This window comes from Tardiphaga sp. 42S5, assembly GCF_034044155.1.
Lineage (GTDB): Bacteria > Pseudomonadota > Alphaproteobacteria > Rhizobiales > Xanthobacteraceae > Tardiphaga > Tardiphaga robiniae.
The window spans coordinates 4,165,787-4,182,598 of record NZ_CP139027.1; the positions used below are offsets into that span (position 1 = coordinate 4,165,787).

Sequence of the window (16,812 nt, forward strand, 5' to 3'; positions counted from 1 at the left end):
TCCTACGCTTCCGGCGACTGCACGTGCTCCGGTCGTACGCCAATGGCCAGGAAACGCGCGGTTAATCCCTGCAGCGGCGGAAACGCGCTGACCAGGCGCATGATCAGCGGCGGCGTCAGCGGCTCGCCGCCCTTGGCCAGTGCACGGCTGATGATGTTGTTTTGCATCACGACCTGCATGCCCTGTGTTGCGCGCATCGGGAATTCGCGGCGGCGACGCACCGCGCCGAGGTCGTCCTCGGTCACCGGTCCCTTCGCTAGCTTCGCCGCCAGCAGGTTAGCGGTCGCGACGGCGTCCTGCACCGCGATATTCACACCGACGCCGCCAACCGGGGACATCGCATGCGCGGCGTCGCCGATGCACAACAGCCCCGGCCGGGTCCAGCCCTTGAGCCGATTGATCGCGACGGTCAGTAGTTTGACGTCGTCCCAGCTCTTCAGCTCTTCGATATGCGCGCTCAGGATCGGCGCCAGACGTGACGTTTCGGCACGGAAAGCCTCAAGGCCACGCACCTTGATCTCCTCATAGTGCCCCTTGGCGATCACATAAGCGCATTGCCAGTAGTCCCCGCGATCGATGGTCACCATCATCTTGCCGGGCTCGAGCCGCGCGAACACGCTCTCGGTCTCCGCGCCCTTGGCAACGCGAAACCACAAGATGTCCATGGGCGCACCGATGTCTTCGACCTCCAGCTTCGCCGCCGGCCGCACGATCGAATGCCGGCCATCGCAGGCCACTGTCAGATCGGCATGGATCTCGACCGGCCCCTGCTGCGTGATGGCCTTGACGCCGACCACTTGCTCGCCCGACCAGATGAGATCGGTCGCCTCGGTGTTCATCATCACCTTGAGATGCGGATAGCGCTGCGCTTTGTCGCGCAGGAAATTGAGGAAATCCCACTGCGGCATGAAGGCGATAAACGGATACTTCGCGCTGGTGCGGCTGATATCCGCAATGCGCAGCTTATGCGTTCCGAAGAAGCCATCCATCTTCTGGATACGATCGTGCTTGATCTTCAGGAAGTCGTCGATCAGGCCAAGCTCGTCCATCACCTGCAGCGTCGATGGATGCACGGTGTCGCCGCGGAAATCGCGGAAGAAGTCGGCGTGTTTCTCGATAACGATCGTATCGACGCCGGCGCGGCCGAGCAGATAGCCGAGCATCATTCCGGCAGGGCCACCGCCAACGATGCAGCAGCGCGCGGTCAGCGAGTTCTCGTTCGCGCCTGCAGCCATTCGCTACTCCTCCGGCGAGTCGAATTTCTTGATCAAGGAATGCGAGCTTGCGATAGTCGAAATGCCGTGGTTCGCAGGGCGGTGTCGATCATGCTCATCGATTTCCCGAACGTCGGAAGCTCTTGGTTTCGGAGATGCTGCCGTCCCGGAACGTCAATTCGACCGACACGAACTTCGTCGAGGCCGGGATTTTGACGTAGGTCTCGGCATCCGACGGCGTCGCAATGGGGTCGCGCAGGTCGCAGGGCGGGAATTTCAGCAGCTTGTCCGGCACGGCGCTATCGATCCCGACGCGGGCCTCGCGAATGGCACAGCGATACGACATCAGATGCGTATAATACATCAGGGGCGTGTTGTAGCCACCGAAGGCAAGCCAGCTTCCAGCGGTCATATCGAGGATCTTGCGCTGGTCGCGGACCAGCGCCGCCTCGGGATCGAAGCGGATCGGAAACGGGCCCTGCATCTCGCCGTTCGCGTCGACGTAACGCAGATAGATCGTCGTCGCCGCTGCATCGGCGTCGAGCTGGATCGCCGGATTCGGCATTCGCTTGCGCGTGCGCGGATCGAGCGTGTCCATGAAGCCGGTCTCGCGGAAATTACCTCCCTCGCCCATCCGCCAGGAGATACCCAGCGTCGGATCGGCGATCGAGAACATCACGGTCCAGCCGCCATTGTGGCGCGAGAAGCTGGCGATCGGTGCGTTCACCGCATCGTTGGCCGGCGGCAGTTGCGGAACGTTGACAGGCGGCAGCGCAGCGACCTGCTGCAGCGGTTCGGCCGGCCGCGCATCGACCTGCTTGAGCGCCACACCATTGAGAAAGACGTCATCGACCATCTGGTCGAAATACACCGGCACCTGGCGGTGCTTCACGGTCTCTGCCATCTCGCTGACGGTCCGCCGGGTGCGCTGCGCGACCTGCACGAGGTTCAGCGATGGCTCCTGCAGCTCCTTGATGAAGGCGCGCGTGAAAACCGAATTCGGATCGGTGTCGTTGTTCGACAAACGATCCAGCGCGGTCTGCCGCGGCCCGGCCGAGAAGATCGAAAACACGCCTTCCGGGAGCGTCGTCATCGGAGCGAGGCCACCGCTGCCGGCCACAGCGCGGGTGCCAGCGCGCTCGAACGGATTGTTGCGACAGGCGTCGAACACCAGAATCGACGTCCGCGCGCCGCGCATCTGCAGCCGCGTTACAATCCGGTCGGCGAGAATCGCTGAGTCGCGCACCAGCTCTTCCTGCCCTTCCGTGGCGGCAGGGACATCCGTCGGCAGCAGGAAGTTCTGGCCGGCGATCTCGAAGCCGTGCCCTGCAAAAAAGAAAAAGGCCGTGTCGCCTTTTTCAATCGTCGAATCGAAAGCGAGCAACGACTGACTGAAGGCCTGCCGGGTCTGGTTCTCGGCCACCATGACACTGAAGCCGAGATTCTTCAGTGCGTCCCCTATGCTGCGGGCGTCATTCACGGCCTTCTGCAGCTTCGGCACATTGCGATAGTCGTTATTGCCGATGACCAGCGCCACGCGTTTTGCAGCAAAAGCCGGCGCTGTCGAAAGTGCCGCCGCTGCCAGCGTTGCCAGCAGAATCAAAAGCCGTCGCATTGTTCTATCCCCGCCCCGCCAGCACATGTATCCGTGTGGTGGCTCGACCGCGTCATTGTCTGCCTTGGTCGAGGCAGAACTGCGGCCGGTTCAAACGAGGTCTAGCCGTTACCACCCATTTTGTCCTGCCTGCTCAGGCAGATCATCTGCCCGCCGATTGCAGCCCCGCTGCCACATTTTCCGCCTTAATCTCCGCTAGCCCGAGCCCCAATCAGAGTCAGGAGATCCTCGTGAAATCACTCGTCCTCGCAGCCGCCCTGCTGCTTCCCACCATGGCACTCGCGCAGGATGCGGCCCCCGCTACCGCGCCGAAGCCCCCGGTTGCCGCCGCCAAACCGAAGCGCGCCCCAGTAGCCGCCAAGCCTGCACAGACCACCCCGGAAGTGCTGGATATCAACCAGATCATCGGGATCCGCCAGGTCGATCCGGCGACGTATCAGGTCGATGCCCGTCTACAGAGCGGCAGCGAGGTGCATCTGCGCATGAATGCTTTCGTGATGCAGAATCTCGGGATGCAGCTAGGCACTTACGGCAAATAGTCAGCCTGCGGTATCCCTCTCACGCGCGCCGGAATAAGTCGACTTCCGGACGGCTCGGCGTGCGCTCTCGATCAGGGGTGATGAGGTACCACATGTCGCGAAGTCCTGTGGATAAGGGTTACGCGGCCAATCATCGACATGATTGCCCCGACATGTGCTATGTGACAATTCATCAGGTCCGGAGCCAATCCGGGGAGCAATTGCTAAAACCGGCTCCTGCTACAGGCAACCAACGTCAGGAAGCGCGCTTCAGGAACTTTGCGTTCCTCGTAGCTTGGCGATTTGAGGATGGGATTTTTTAGACTGTAAGATTTCAGGCAGTTTTAATCACCCGCCCGAAGCCTGCTACGACTGGATACCTGACGACCAATGGCAAAGAAGATGATTACGCCCGGGCACGAGTTGCTGCTTCGGGTCAACAAGGCATTTCTCGACCACGGCTATGCCGGACTGTCGATGGTCGGTCTCGCGAGAGAGTGCGGCTTCACGCAGCGCGCGCTCTATTACTATTTCAGCAACAAGGAAGAGGCATTTCGTGCCTCGATCGGCCATCGCAATGAAGTCGCGATAGCGCAGGCACTCGAGGCCGGCCAGAAGATCCGGGAAAGTGGCGGCAGCGCACTCGACATCTTTGCGACGATCATCGACCTGAGATACGGCGAAACCCGTCGGATGCTGACATTCTCACCGCATACCGTCGAGCTCAATGCGGAAGCCTTTCGGCGCTGCCGCGATCTCATGATCGAATCCGCAATCGCCTTCCAGGCCGAGCTGGAAAAGCTGATTATCGATTTCCACTACAGCAAGCTGCTGATCCTGACCGGCCGTTTTACGGCCGCGCAGATCGCGCAGGCGCTGGCCGACGGCGGACGGGCTGTCAATCAGGCACTCCCTCCGATCGCAGCGAATGACTTCTCGGCGCGCTATCGCCAGACCTGCGAGATGATCCTGTATGGCTGCGCGGCAACGCCGACGCAGATTTGAGACGCTGCGGTTCGCCGCCACATACCCTCCTCTCGACTCATCCAGCTCCATCGACATATGGTCCGCGCGGGCTGCGGATGACGCGTATCGCGTTGCCGCTGTGAGTTGCGGGGCTTCAGATGAACGACCAGGTGCGGACGCACGGGGCGCCAGCGAGCGCAGCCGTGCCGACTATTGCGGCACGCCTGGACGGGCTGCCGGTCTCACCGCTTCACCTCGGCATCTTCGCGCTCTGTGCCTTCGGCCTGTTCGCTGACATTGCCGAAGTGGCGCTCAGCAACGCCTTTTCCGGCATCTTCCTCGCACCGCCCTACAGTATCTCGCGCGGCGAGCTCTCGCTGTTGTTGGCATCGGTCTTTGCCGGCGGCGCCGTTGGTGCGCCTGTGTTCGGCTGGATTGCGGATCGCTATGGCCGCCAGATCGCGCTGCAGAGCGCGCTTGCCGTCCTGGCGCTAAGTTCGCTCGCCGTCGCCGCCAGTCGCGATGTGGCAACCATGACGGCCTTCCGCTTCGTCTCCGGCCTCGCCATCGGCGGCTATCCGCCTTTGACATCGGCCTATCTGTCAGACTTGCTGCCGCCCCGGCGGCGGGGCCTCTTGATGATGCTGTGCGGCGCGCTCGCCTTTCTCGGCGCACCGGCAATCATCCTGATGATCCGCTGGCTGACGCCCATCGCGCCATGGGGCATCGAGGGCTGGCGCTGGGCTTTGATCTTCGGCAGCGCGTGCTCGACCCTGACAGCCCTGCTGTTCTTCCTGGTGCCGGAATCGCCGCGCTGGCTCGCATCGGTCGGACGCGACGCCGAGGCTGATGCCGCCTGCCGCCGCTTCGAGGCATCCGCGCGTCAGCCATCACCGCCGGCGATCTCCGCTCCCGAAACTATTGCGATCAGATCCAGCGGCTTCCGAGCGCTCGCCCGCGATCGGATCAGCCTGCGGCGCACAGCGCTCCTTGCCGCGCTCTATGTACTCGGACCCTGGGCCACCATTGGCTTCCCGTTGCTCAGCGCCGCGGTGATGGTGCAGAAGGGATTTCATGTCAGCGAGTCCCTGCTGTTCGCGGGACTTACGATGTTCGGTCCATCGATCGGCATCGCAGCGGCATCGGCCTTCGTCGATCGTATCCCGCGGCGCCTCGCTCTGGTCGCCTGTGCCGTGGTGATGATCGCAACTGGGCTGACTTTCGCTGTCAGCACGGTGCTGACGCCGCTCATCGTCACCGGAATCGTGTTCAACCTCGCCAGTGCCGTCTACAGCGCCGTGCTTAGCCTCTACGCTGTCGAACTGCTGCCTACGCATCTGCGCGCCTCTGCCACCGCTGGCGCGTGGGGCCTCGGCCGCGTCGTATCGGCGCTGGTACCGATCGCGCTGCTGCCGCTGCTCGGCAACTACGGTGCGATCGCGATGTTCACCGTGATCTCAACCGCGCTGTTGCTGAGCGGCGCGCTCATCGCCATTGCCGGTCCACCCGGCCGCGAACGCAGGCCGGTCGACTAGCGGTCAGCGTTGCATCGACGTCACACGCGACGTCGGGTAGCGGCCGTCCGGCGGCGCCCCAAGCCCCCGCCAATATCCCGGTTTTGGCCCTTTTTCGCTAAAACATTAAGCTTTTTGGGATGTTCCAGGGTGTGGCGGATTGACTTTGGCCGATTCCAGCCTATGTTCCGGCTCGACGCGGCCCGGTATCGAAACGCGATATCTTGAGTAAGCCGCCTGTCAGCGCCCAGCGTCTCCGTGCATGTTTGCGTGCCGCTCCGGGGATAAGCGCTGCAGTATTTCCCGAGAATCCAAGCGGCGGTTTCGACCTGAGGCGTGATTCCGAACGGTGATCATCCGGATACCGGATCAGATCATGCCCCCATACAGAGGCTCAATGTCCTTCTCCAATCTCGGCTTGTCCGACAAGGTTCTCGCCGCCGTTGCGGCCACCGGTTACACCACCCCAACCCCCATTCAGGAACAAGCGATTCCTCATGTGCTGGCGCGCAAAGACGTGCTCGGCATCGCCCAGACCGGCACCGGCAAAACCGCTGCCTTCGTTCTCCCGATGATGACCATGCTGGAAAAGGGCCGAGCCCGCGCCCGCATGCCCCGGACGCTCATTCTCGAACCGACCCGCGAACTGGCCGCACAGGTCAAAGAGCAGTTCGACAAATACGGCGTCGGCCAGAAGCTCAACGTAGCGCTGCTGATCGGCGGTGTCTCGTTCGGTGATCAGGACAGCAAACTCACCCGCGGCGTTGACGTCTTGATCGCCACGCCGGGGCGCCTGCTCGACCATACCGAACGTGGTGGACTGCTTCTCACCGGCGTCGAATTGCTGGTCATCGACGAAGCCGACCGCATGCTGGACATGGGCTTCATCCCCGACATCGAACGCATCTGCAAGCTGGTGCCGTTCACCCGTCAGACTCTCTTTTTTACGGCGACCATGCCCGCCGAAATCCGACGCGTCACCGAGACCTTCCTGCATAATCCGGTGAAGATCGAAGTCTCCAAGCCCGCCTCCACCGCCGTCACCGTGACCCAGTCGCAAGTGGCCGTCGGTCGCGAGCCGCACGAGAAGCGCGAAGTGCTCCGGGCCCTTCTCCGCGAAGCCACCGACCTCAAGAATGCGATCATCTTCTGCAACCGCAAACGTGAAGTCGCGTTGCTCGCCAAGTCGCTCCAGAAGCACGGCTTCAGTGTCGGCGCCCTGCATGGCGACATGGAGCAGTCGGCCCGCACGGCCGCGCTGGACCAGTTCCGCAAGGGCGAGCTGCCGATCCTGGTGGCTTCCGACGTCGCCGCCCGCGGCCTCGATATTCCCGCCGTCAGCCACGTCTATAATTTCGACGTCCCGCATCATTCCGACGACTACGTGCACCGCATCGGCCGTACCGGCCGCGCCGGCCGCACCGGCTCCGCGATCTCGCTGGTGTGCCCGTCCGACCAGAAGTCCATGCTGGCAATCGAAAAACTGATCGGCCAGTCGATCCCCAAGGTCGAAACTTCCATAGCGATCTCCGAGCCTGTCGAAGGCGAAACCGCTGAGGCGTCGCGCCAGTCGCGCAACCGCACCGGCAATCGCGAAGCCAATGCCGAACAGCCGCGCGGCGGCCGCAACGATCAGCCCCGCGAAGGCGGACGTGATCGCAAACCGCGCCGTGAGCGTGGCCCACGCCGTGAAGGTGGTCGTTCGGAAGGCGGCGAGCGCAGCCCGCAGCCGCAGGCCGCCGAAGCCGCTTTGGCAGCACCGGTCGTGGCAGCGGCAGCCCCGCAGGCGCAGCGTCCCCCCTCCATCGGCCGCGCCGAAGCGCCACGTTCGCGCCGCGAAGACAACGAACCGGCGGATCATTCGCACCTGCCCGCCTTTCTGTTGCGTCCGATCCGGGCACGCGCATAGGTAGTATAGCGCCAGGAACGTTTACTTGCCGTTCACTCTCGTCCCCTAATCTGAATGCGATATTTTTAACGAATTTGCATTTCAGAGGACCGCGTATACCCGCAGTCCACGAGGGCACAGAACGTGACCGGCATCCTGGACGAACAAGAGCGGACTTTGGCCTTTGCCGAAGTCGCGCTGGGCCAAATCCGATCGCTGCGCCAGACGGCGATTCCGCGCAACTATGAGATCTGGTACGTCTACGCGACGGGCTACAATTCGGCGCTCAACAAGGTCATCAATGAGACGCTGGCCCGCAACGGCCGCCTGACCGAAGCCGACCTCGACCTGATCCACGACACTTATCTCTCACAGATTCGAACCACCGATCGCATCGATCAGGTCGGCGCCCGCGTCATCGGCGAGATCGACGACGTGATGGCGCTCATCACCGACGCTCTGGGCATGACGACGAACTTCAATGCCAGTCTGGATGGTGCCAGCAAGGATTTGTCGCGGGCGCACGATTCTGCTGCGGTGAAAGCCGTGATCGAGAGTCTCGTCAAATCTACCCGTGAAGTGCACGACACGAACAAGGCGCTGGAAGAGCGGCTACTGTCCTCGAAGAGCGAGGTCTACACGCTGCAACAGAGCCTCGAGGCGATCCGCGCCGAGAGCCTGACCGATCCCCTCACCGCACTCGGTAACCGCAAATATTTCGACCGTGCGCTGATGGCGGCAATCGATACCGCGGTGAAGCGCGGCGAACCGTTGTCGCTCCTGATGCTCGACATCGATCACTTCAAGTCCTTCAACGACAATTACGGCCATCTCACCGGTGACCAGGTGCTTCGTCTTGTCGGCCAGTCATTGAAGCAGACCATCAAGGGCCAGGATATCACCGCGCGCTATGGCGGCGAGGAATTCGCCGTGGTGCTGCCGAACACGCCGCTGCGTCAGGCGCTCACGGTGGCCGATCACATCCGCCGCGCCGTGATGTCAAAGGAGCTGAAGAAAAAATCGACTGGCGAGATCCTGGGACGCGTCACGATTTCCGTCGGCGTCTCGATGCTGCAGATCGGCGACGATATGGAATCGCTCATCGGCCGTGCCGACGCCTGTCTCTATGCCGCGAAGCGCAGCGGCCGCAACCGCGTGATCTGCGAAGTCGATCCGGAATATTCGGCGGAGCTGCAGTTTCAGGTGGCATGACGCCCCACACTTGGCTTCACCATTCGCAAGGAGACGCCGCGCAAGCGCACGGCTCCTCAGGATGAGGATTTGCGCTTCTTTGCGGCTTTACTGGCTTTCTTGCTGGCTACCGTCTTAACCGCAGCCTTCTTGGCGGCCTTCTTTTTCGCCGCGGTCTTCTTCACGACCTTCGCTTTCTTCGTTGCCCGCTTCTTGCCTGCTTTCGCCAGCGACGCGCGGATCGCAGCGGCATGCGCAACCCTCGCCCATTCGGTGACTTCATCGGGATCGTCATAGAGCCGTTCCGGCAGCTGCCAATAGGATCCGATCATCCGCAGCTTGCCGCGCATCTCATACTGAAAACACTGCGAGCCCTCGCTCTCGAAACGCGGGATCGAGTTTTCATCGGCGCGCAGATAGACCGCGCCGCGCAGCACCAGCGCGAAGTTGATGCCATCGGCGGAAATGCCAAAGCCGGAAAACATCCGGCGGATCGTTACCGGGCCAAAGCCGGCGAAAAGTTCACTGAGAAATTCGCGGTCCATCGGGGAAGTGTAGGATGCGACGCGCGATTGCGGAAGCGGTCCGTCCGCGTCGTCTCCCTACGTCATGGCCGGGCTTGACCCGGCCATCCAGTCTCCCTCGCTTTCACCGAAGCCCAGAAAAATGGATGCCCGGGACAGGCCCGGGCATGACAGAGTTTTAATTTCGAAAAGACAACTCTCAGCCGTCGATCTTCGCCGGCGTCAGTTGCACGGACTCGCCGCAGCCACAGGCCGAGATCTGGTTCGGGTTGTTGAACACGAACTGGGCCTGCATGCGGTCGGTCTTGTAGTCCATCTCGGTGCCGAGCAGGAACAACACGGCCTTGGGATCGACCAGGATCTTGACGCCCTTGTCCTCGACGATTTCGTCGGTCGGCTTGATGTCGTGGGCATATTCGACGGTGTAGGACTGGCCGGCGCAGCCACCGTTCTTGATGCCGACGCGCAGGCCGACGATCTCGGAATCCGCACGCTCCGTCAGCTCCCGGATCCGCGTTGCGGCAGCATCCGTCAGGCGCATCACCTGCGGACGGGGTCGCGGCTTCGGCTTGGCAGCCGGTATGGTTGGGTTCGGTGTCATCTCAGTCATGTGTTCAGTCCCTTCGGCGGTTCAAGGCCGCCATAGGAATTCAAGCGACTTGGGCGTATTCAGCAACCAGACGCAACTCACCACATATTCAGAACGAGACGGGCCTCGTCGGTCATCCGGTCCGGCGTCCAGGTCGGCTCCCAGACGATCTCGACCTTGACCAGACCGACTCCGGGCACGCTGGCCACGGCGTTCTCCACCATGGTCGGAAGCTCTTCGGCGGCCGGACAATTCGGCGTCGTCAGCGTCATCTCCACCTGGACAGAGCGATCGTCCTTGATGTCGACCTTGTAGATCAGGCCGAGCTCGTAGATATCCGCGGGGATTTCCGGGTCGAACACAGTCTTCAGTGCAGCGACGATCTCGGTGCCCAGGCGTTCGGTTTCGGCGGGATCGAGCGCCGAGGTGGTCTGCATGTGAGCGGGCTTCTCAGCCTCGGGGGTGGCGTCCGGCGTCTTGGCTTCTGCAATGTCACTCATGCAAACAACTCCCGTGCCTTGATCAGCGCCTGTGCGAGGTGGTCGACCTCCTCGCGGGTATTATACATTCCGAATGATGCACGGCATGTGGCCGTCACATTGAATCGCTCCAGAAGCGGCATCACGCAGTGGGTTCCCGCGCGGACCGCGACGCCCTGCCGGTCGATCACGGTCGCCACGTCATGAGCGTGAGCGCCCTTCAGTTCGAACGAAATCACCGGGCCCTTGTTCTTGGCAGTTCCGATAATACGCAGCGAATTGATCTCGCGCAGCCGGTCCTGTGCATAGGCCAGGAGGTCGTGCTCATGGGCGGCAATCCGCTCCTTGCCGATCGAATTGACGTAATCGATGGCAGCGCCGAGGCCGATGGCTTCGACGATGGCGGGCGTACCGGCCTCGAACTTGTGCGGCGGATCGCCATAGGTGACCCACTCCTTAGCCACTTCGCGGATCATCTCGCCGCCGCCGGCATAGGGCCGCATCGCGACCAGGCGGTCATATTTGCCATACAGCACACCGATGCCGGTCGGTCCGTACAGCTTGTGGCCGGTGAAGATGTAGAAGTCGGCGTCGATGTCCTGCACGTCGATCGGCATGTGCACGGCGGCCTGGCTACCGTCCACCACGACGGGAATGCCGCGCGCATGTGCAAGCTTCACCACGTCCTTGACCGGAACCAGCGTGCCCAGCGCATTGGACATCTGGGTGATGGCAACGATCTTGGTACGATCAGTCAGCAGCTTCTCGAACTCGTCGATCAGGAAGTTGCCTTCGTCATCGACAGGCGCCCATTTGATGACGGCACCCTGACGTTCCCGCAGGAAGTGCCACGGTACGATGTTCGAATGGTGCTCCATGATCGAGAGCACGATCTCATCGCCCGGCTTGATGTTCTCGCCGCCCCACGATGCCGCGACGGCATTGAGCGCATCGGTGGCATTGCGGGTGAAGATGATTTCCTCGGGGCGCTTGGCATTGAGGAAGTGCTGCACCTTGATGCGCGCGCCCTCATACGCCTCAGTCGCCGCATTGGCTAGGTAATGCAGTCCGCGATGCACATTGGCATATTCGGACTTGTAGGCCTCCGTCATGCGGTCGAGCACGGCATACGGCTTCTGCGCCGATGCCGCGTTGTCGAGATAGACCAGCGGCTTGCCATAGACCTTCATCTCGAGCGCCGGAAAATCCTCCCGGACGCGAGCGACGTCATACGACCCGTTCGAGACCGCGGGATGCAGTGTCATGCGCGCGACTCCAGCCAACGCTCTGCAGCCGATATCGCGACATCGCGCAGATCGTCATTCACGATCGACTCCAGCGCTTCACCAACGAATGCCTGGATCAGCAGCGCCTGCGCCGCTTTCTCCGGCAGGCCGCGAGCCCGCAGGTAGAACAGCAGGCTGTCATCCAGCGCGCCGATGGTCGCGCCGTGGCCGCACTGCACGTCGTCAGCGAAGATCTCGAGCTCGGGCTTGTTGTCGATTTCGGCCTCGTCGGACAGCAGCAACGCCCGTGACATCATCTTGCCGTCGGTCTTCTGCGCGATCTGATGGACGTTGATGCGGCCCTGGAACACCGAATGCGCGCGATCGTCGAGCACGGCGCGGAACAGCTCTCGACTGAGGCAGTTCGGCGCCGCGTGCTCGATCACAAAGGTGCAGTCGCCATGCTGCTTGTCGCGCAGCAGATGAACGCTGTTGGTGGACAACTCCGAGTCTACGCCAGCCAGCGTGATGAAGCTCTGATAGCGACTGACGCCACCGCCAGTGGTCAGGCTGAAGGTATTGAACTTGGTGCGCGCACCGACTGTGACAATGGCCGTGGCGATATTCGCTGCATCGCCGGCATCTTCCATCACGCGCACATGTTGCAGATCGGAATCGTCGCCGATCCAGATCACCACGGCATCATGGGCCTGATACACCTTCGCGGCCTCTGTTGCCACGAAGCTCTCCACCAGCGTCACACGCGCGCGATTACCGATGCGAACCAGCGACCGCGTGAATGCGGCCACGCTCGGGCGCGTCGCCACATGGACGATGTGCAGCGGCCTGGCCGGAGCGGCATCGTCGGCGATATCGATCAGCATGCCATCGGTCGCAAAGGCGGCATTCAGCGCGATCATCGGATCGACAATGCGCGAGCGCAGCAGGTCAGCCCGCGTCGCACTGGTGGCATCGTCGAGCATGGCGCTGAGCGCATGCACCGTCACGCCGCCGCCCGATGTCAGATCGGAAAGGCCTGCCGCGAAGACACCGTCAACGATGACCAGCTTCTGCGTGTCACCTGTGCCAAGCGTTTCGACCAGTCTGGCAGCCTGGGCCAGCGCGGCCTGATCCGGCGCGGGCGCCAGCGGCGCCACGTCACGCAACAGGTTGCGTAGGTCGGTATATTTCCATTCTTCGATGCGCCGGGTCGGCAGACCGGTACGCGCGAAATCATCGAACGCCTGCTGGCGCGTTTCCGCCACCGTGCCGACGCCCGGCAACCGACCGCGCGCGGCGGCGAATGTGCCGTCCAGCACTGCGCCCGTTGTTGTCTTTGCGAGAGCTACATTCATGATTGTCTCACTCAGGCCGCCGCGTCTTCATACTGCGCATAACCGGACTCTTCGAGTTCCAGCGCCAGTTCCTTGCCGCCACTCTTTACGACGCGGCCCTTCGACATCACATGCACACGATCCGGCACGATGTAGTTCAGCAGGCGCTGATAATGCGTGATGACGACCATGGCGCGATCCGGGCTGCGCAGTGCATTGACGCCGTCGGCAGCGACGCGCAACGCATCGATGTCGAGACCGGAGTCCATTTCGTCAAGGATGCACAGGCTCGGCTGGAACAGCGCCATCTGCAGCACTTCGTTGCGCTTCTTCTCACCGCCGGAGAAGCCGACATTGACGCCGCGCTTCAACATATCCATCGGGATGTTCAGCGAAGCAGCAACTTCGCGGACCTTCCTGAGGAAGTCCGGCACCAGATATTCGGATTCGCCGCGCGCCTTGCGCTGCGCGTTCACCGCAGTGCGCAGGAAGTTCATCGTCGTCACGCCGGGAATTTCCACGGGATACTGGAACGCCAGGAACACGCCCTTGGCGGCGCGCTCGTCGGGCTCCATTTCCAGCAGGTCTTCACCCTTGAACAGGATCTCGCCGCCGGTCACCTCATAACCGGGCTTGCCGGCGATGACGTGGCTGAGCGTGGATTTACCCGAACCGTTCGGTCCCATGATGGCATGCACTTCGCCGCCATTCACGGTCATCGTCAGCCCATGGAGAATCTCGCGATCCTCAACACGAACCTGCAGGTCTTTCACTTCAAGCAATGCGGTCATAAGTCTCTATCCTTTGATCATCATCGTCACCCTCGCCTGAACGCACTTGGGTTCAGCCTGGAATGCTCGCCATTCGCGGCGAGCCTCTAAGGATGGTTTTCAATCTTGCCGACATCCTGGAAGCACCGCTGTACGGGCATCCGCGATGGCGGGACTTATCCCACCGATCCCTCAAGCGAGATCGAAATCAGCTTCTGCGCTTCCACCGCGAATTCCATCGGCAGCTGCTGCAACACGTCCTTCACGAAACCGTTGACCACGAGGCCGACGGCTTCTTCCTGCGACAGGCCCCGCTGGACGCAATAGAACAGCACGTCTTCGGAGATCTTCGAGGTGGTCGCCTCGTGCTCGAACAGCGTCGAGGAATTCTTCGCCTCGATATACGGCACGGTATGTGCACCGCACTGGTCGCCGATCAGGAGCGAGTCACAGGCCGTGAAGTTACGGGCATTCGTCGCCTTGCGATGCGCGGTGACGAGGCCGCGATAGGTGTTCTGCGACTTGCCGGCAGCGATACCCTTGGAGATGATCCGGCTCGTCGTGTTCTTGCCGAGGTGGATCATCTTGGTGCCGCTATCGACCTGCTGATAACCGTTCGAAATCGCGATCGAATAGAATTCACCGCGCGAATTGTCGCCGCGCAGGATGCAGCTCGGATATTTCCAGGTGATGGCGGAGCCGGTCTCGACCTGGGTCCAGGAAATTTTCGAGCGGTCGCCGCGGCAGTCACCACGCTTGGTGACGAAATTGTAGATGCCGCCCTTGCCTTCGGAATTGCCGGGGTACCAGTTCTGCACCGTCGAATACTTGATCTCGGCATCGTCATGGGTGACGAGCTCGACGACAGCCGCATGGAGCTGGTTCTCGTCGCGCTGCGGCGCCGTGCAGCCTTCGAGATAGCTGACATAGGCGCCCTTGTCGGCAATGATCAGCGTTCGTTCGAACTGGCCGGTGTTGCGCTCATTGATGCGGAAATAGGTCGACAGCTCCATCGGGCAACGCACGCCCGGCGGCACATAGACGAACGAGCCGTCGGAAAACACCGCGGAGTTCAGCGTGGCATAGAAGTTATCGGAGGTCGGCACGACCGTGCCGAGATACTGCTTCACCAGTTCGGGATGTTCGCGGATGGCTTCCGAGATCGGCATGAAGATCACGCCAGCCTGCTTCAGCTCCTTCTGGAACGTGGTCGCAACCGACACTGAGTCGAACACGGCATCGACGGCGATCCTGCGCTCACCTTCCGGACGCACGACGCCTTCCAGCGCCTCGATCTCGCGGAGGGGAATGCCGAGCTTCTTGTAGGTTTCGAGAATTTCGGGATCGATCTCGTCGATCGAGCCGATGGTCTTCTTCGGCTTCGGCGCCGAATAGTAATAGAGATCCTGGAAGTCGATCTTCGGATACTCGACCCGCGCCCACTTCGGCTCTTCCATGGTCAGCCAGCGGCGATACGCCTCAAGACGCCATTCCAGCATCCATGCCGGCTCGTTCTTCTTGGCGGAGATGTAACGAACGGTGTCTTCGGAAAGGCCCTTCGGGGCCTTCTCGGATTCGATGATGGTCTCGAATCCATAACGATATTGATCGACGTCGATCTGGCGAACCCGATCGACGGTCTCTTGTACGGCAGCCATTTTATCCTCCGCTCGCGGTTTCAAGGACCGCGGTGGATCAATCCAGAAACGTGAAACTCAAAGCTTGTCGGGGTTCTTTACGATGTTCCCGCCGGGAAATCACCCCTCTTAGAACCGTTCAAGCTGTGTTTCGTCGCTATGTTTAAGTAGTGTACCCGAGAGCTTTCGCCAAGCCTCCAGGCACCGATCGACGTCCGCTTCGGTGGTCGACCAGCCCAGACTGAGACGCACAGCACCCCGGGTCAGCTCCGGCCCGAAACCCATGGCTTCCAGCACGTGGGACGGCTGCACCTTACCAGATGAACAGGCGGAACCGGACGATACCGCAATACCTTCGAGATCAAATCCAATCACGGCGGTCTCGGCGCGCAATCCGGGGGCGCCGAACAAGACCGTATTGGGCAGACGCGGCACATCCTGGGCGAACACAAGTCCATTGCTGGATTGCCGCAAGCCCGCCTCAAGCCGCTGACGCAGTTTTTCGACCCGTTTCATGTCATCAAGCGACGCGATAGCGGCCGTCACGGCGGCGCCGAAGCCGGCGATTCCGGGCACATTCTCGGTTCCCGCCCGACGCCCCAGTTCCTGCCCGCCGCCGCTGAGCAGCGCATTGAGCCCGGCGACGCTATTGGCCATGACCAGCGCGCCAATGCCCTTTGGGCCACCGATCTTATGCGCAGAAATTGATAGAAGATCAGCCTGCAATAAATTGATATCTATCGGTATCTTTCCAAACGCTTGCACAGCGTCGACATGCAGCAAGCCGCCGGCGTCATGCACGATGGCCGCAAGCTCAGGAATCGGTTGAAGGGTGCCGGTTTCATTATTGGCCAACATCACGGAAACCAGCGCCGGCTCCCCACCCGCCAGGAGCGCCCTCAACTCATCCGGTTTCACGACGCCATCGCGGTCCGCGCCCAGCACCTGGAGGTCTTCCGCGGCGAAGCGCCCACCCGCCAGCACCGAGGCGTGCTCCACCGCGGATACAATCAGCCGCCGCACGGGCACGCCTGGATTGCGCACCAGCCCGGGCGTTAGCGCCAGCACATTGGCTTCGGTTCCGCCTGAGGTGAATATGACGTTTCGCGAATCTGCGCCCAAGGCACCTGCGACCGCCGCACGGGCGTCCTCAATGATCCGGCGGGCCTGACGGCCCTCCATATGAACCGATGATGGGTTACCAGCCAAATCCCACGCGGCCACCATCGCCGCCCGCGCCTCAGGGCGTAGCGGTGTCGTCGCATTCCAGTCGAGATAGACCCGGTCTTTGGCCAATTCTGCTTTACCTTGAAGGACTTGGAGCCCTGCAGGCGGCATCGGACGTCG

Annotated in this window: 15 protein-coding genes; 5 read left to right on the forward strand and 10 right to left on the reverse strand. The window is 61.8% G+C overall.

Annotation, left to right across the window (positions count from 1 at the left end; genetic code table 11):
• Positions 1 to 2 precede the first annotated feature (2 nt).
• Positions 3 to 1,235 (reverse strand): FAD-dependent oxidoreductase, encoded by a 1,233-nt coding sequence (locus SFY93_RS19420; RefSeq protein WP_320444244.1) that lies wholly within the window; start codon positions 1,233 to 1,235, stop codon positions 3 to 5.
• A 94-nt stretch (positions 1,236 to 1,329) separates the two neighbouring features.
• Positions 1,330 to 2,829 (reverse strand): caspase family protein, encoded by a 1,500-nt coding sequence (locus tag SFY93_RS19425; RefSeq protein WP_320444245.1) that lies wholly within the window; start codon positions 2,827 to 2,829, stop codon positions 1,330 to 1,332.
• A gap of 230 nt (positions 2,830 to 3,059) precedes the next feature.
• Here SFY93_RS19425 and SFY93_RS19430 point away from each other — a divergent pair, with 230 nt between their 5' ends.
• The 5 genes from SFY93_RS19430 (at position 3,060) to SFY93_RS19450 (ending at position 8,927) form a co-directional block, all read left to right on the forward strand.
• Positions 3,060 to 3,368, forward strand: coding sequence for a hypothetical protein (locus tag SFY93_RS19430; RefSeq protein ID WP_320444246.1), 309 nt, complete (start codon positions 3,060 to 3,062; stop codon positions 3,366 to 3,368).
• 369 nt (positions 3,369 to 3,737) lie between these two features.
• On the forward strand, positions 3,738 to 4,352 hold the full coding sequence (locus SFY93_RS19435; protein ID WP_089264150.1) for a TetR/AcrR family transcriptional regulator: 615 nt from the start codon (positions 3,738 to 3,740) through the stop codon (positions 4,350 to 4,352).
• A 119-nt stretch (positions 4,353 to 4,471) separates the two neighbouring features.
• Positions 4,472 to 5,848, forward strand: a complete 1,377-nt coding sequence (locus tag SFY93_RS19440; RefSeq protein ID WP_320444247.1) for an MFS transporter — start codon at positions 4,472 to 4,474, stop codon at positions 5,846 to 5,848.
• Positions 5,849 to 6,224: 376 nt separating this feature from the next.
• Positions 6,225 to 7,736, forward strand: a complete 1,512-nt coding sequence (locus tag SFY93_RS19445; RefSeq protein WP_089264148.1) for a DEAD/DEAH box helicase — start codon at positions 6,225 to 6,227, stop codon at positions 7,734 to 7,736.
• Between the two features lie 123 nt (positions 7,737 to 7,859).
• Complete coding sequence (locus SFY93_RS19450; protein ID WP_315842317.1) at positions 7,860 to 8,927, forward strand: GGDEF domain-containing protein; 1,068 nt, start codon at positions 7,860 to 7,862, stop codon at positions 8,925 to 8,927.
• Positions 8,928 to 8,983: 56 nt separating this feature from the next.
• Here SFY93_RS19450 and SFY93_RS19455 read toward each other — a convergent pair whose 3' ends face one another.
• From SFY93_RS19455 to SFY93_RS19490, 8 genes are all read right to left on the reverse strand, one after another.
• Complete coding sequence (locus tag SFY93_RS19455) at positions 8,984 to 9,451, reverse strand: TfoX/Sxy family protein (protein ID WP_320444248.1); 468 nt, start codon at positions 9,449 to 9,451, stop codon at positions 8,984 to 8,986.
• A gap of 178 nt (positions 9,452 to 9,629) precedes the next feature.
• Positions 9,630 to 10,040, reverse strand: a complete 411-nt coding sequence (locus SFY93_RS19460; RefSeq protein WP_120289422.1) for a HesB/IscA family protein — start codon at positions 10,038 to 10,040, stop codon at positions 9,630 to 9,632.
• A gap of 77 nt (positions 10,041 to 10,117) precedes the next feature.
• Positions 10,118 to 10,519, reverse strand: coding sequence for an SUF system Fe-S cluster assembly protein (locus SFY93_RS19465; RefSeq protein WP_170849663.1), 402 nt, complete (start codon positions 10,517 to 10,519; stop codon positions 10,118 to 10,120).
• Entirely contained in the window at positions 10,516 to 11,763 is a 1,248-nt protein-coding gene (locus SFY93_RS19470; protein WP_093758422.1) for a cysteine desulfurase, read from the reverse strand. Before SFY93_RS19470 ends, SFY93_RS19465 begins: the two co-directional genes overlap by 4 nt.
• Positions 11,760 to 13,079 carry a Fe-S cluster assembly protein SufD gene (sufD, locus tag SFY93_RS19475; RefSeq protein WP_320444249.1) on the reverse strand — a complete coding sequence of 440 codons (1,320 nt, stop codon included), beginning with the start codon at positions 13,077 to 13,079 and terminating at the stop codon, positions 11,760 to 11,762. Before sufD ends, SFY93_RS19470 begins: the two co-directional genes overlap by 4 nt.
• Before the next feature lie 11 nt (positions 13,080 to 13,090).
• Positions 13,091 to 13,849, reverse strand: coding sequence for a Fe-S cluster assembly ATPase SufC (gene sufC / locus SFY93_RS19480; protein WP_320444250.1), 759 nt, complete (start codon positions 13,847 to 13,849; stop codon positions 13,091 to 13,093).
• A gap of 155 nt (positions 13,850 to 14,004) precedes the next feature.
• Complete coding sequence (sufB, locus tag SFY93_RS19485) at positions 14,005 to 15,486, reverse strand: Fe-S cluster assembly protein SufB (protein ID WP_068736624.1); 1,482 nt, start codon at positions 15,484 to 15,486, stop codon at positions 14,005 to 14,007.
• Between the two features lie 108 nt (positions 15,487 to 15,594).
• On the reverse strand, positions 15,595 to 16,761 hold the full coding sequence (locus SFY93_RS19490; RefSeq protein ID WP_320444251.1) for a cysteine desulfurase family protein: 1,167 nt from the start codon (positions 16,759 to 16,761) through the stop codon (positions 15,595 to 15,597).
• Positions 16,762 to 16,812: the final 51 nt, after the last annotated feature.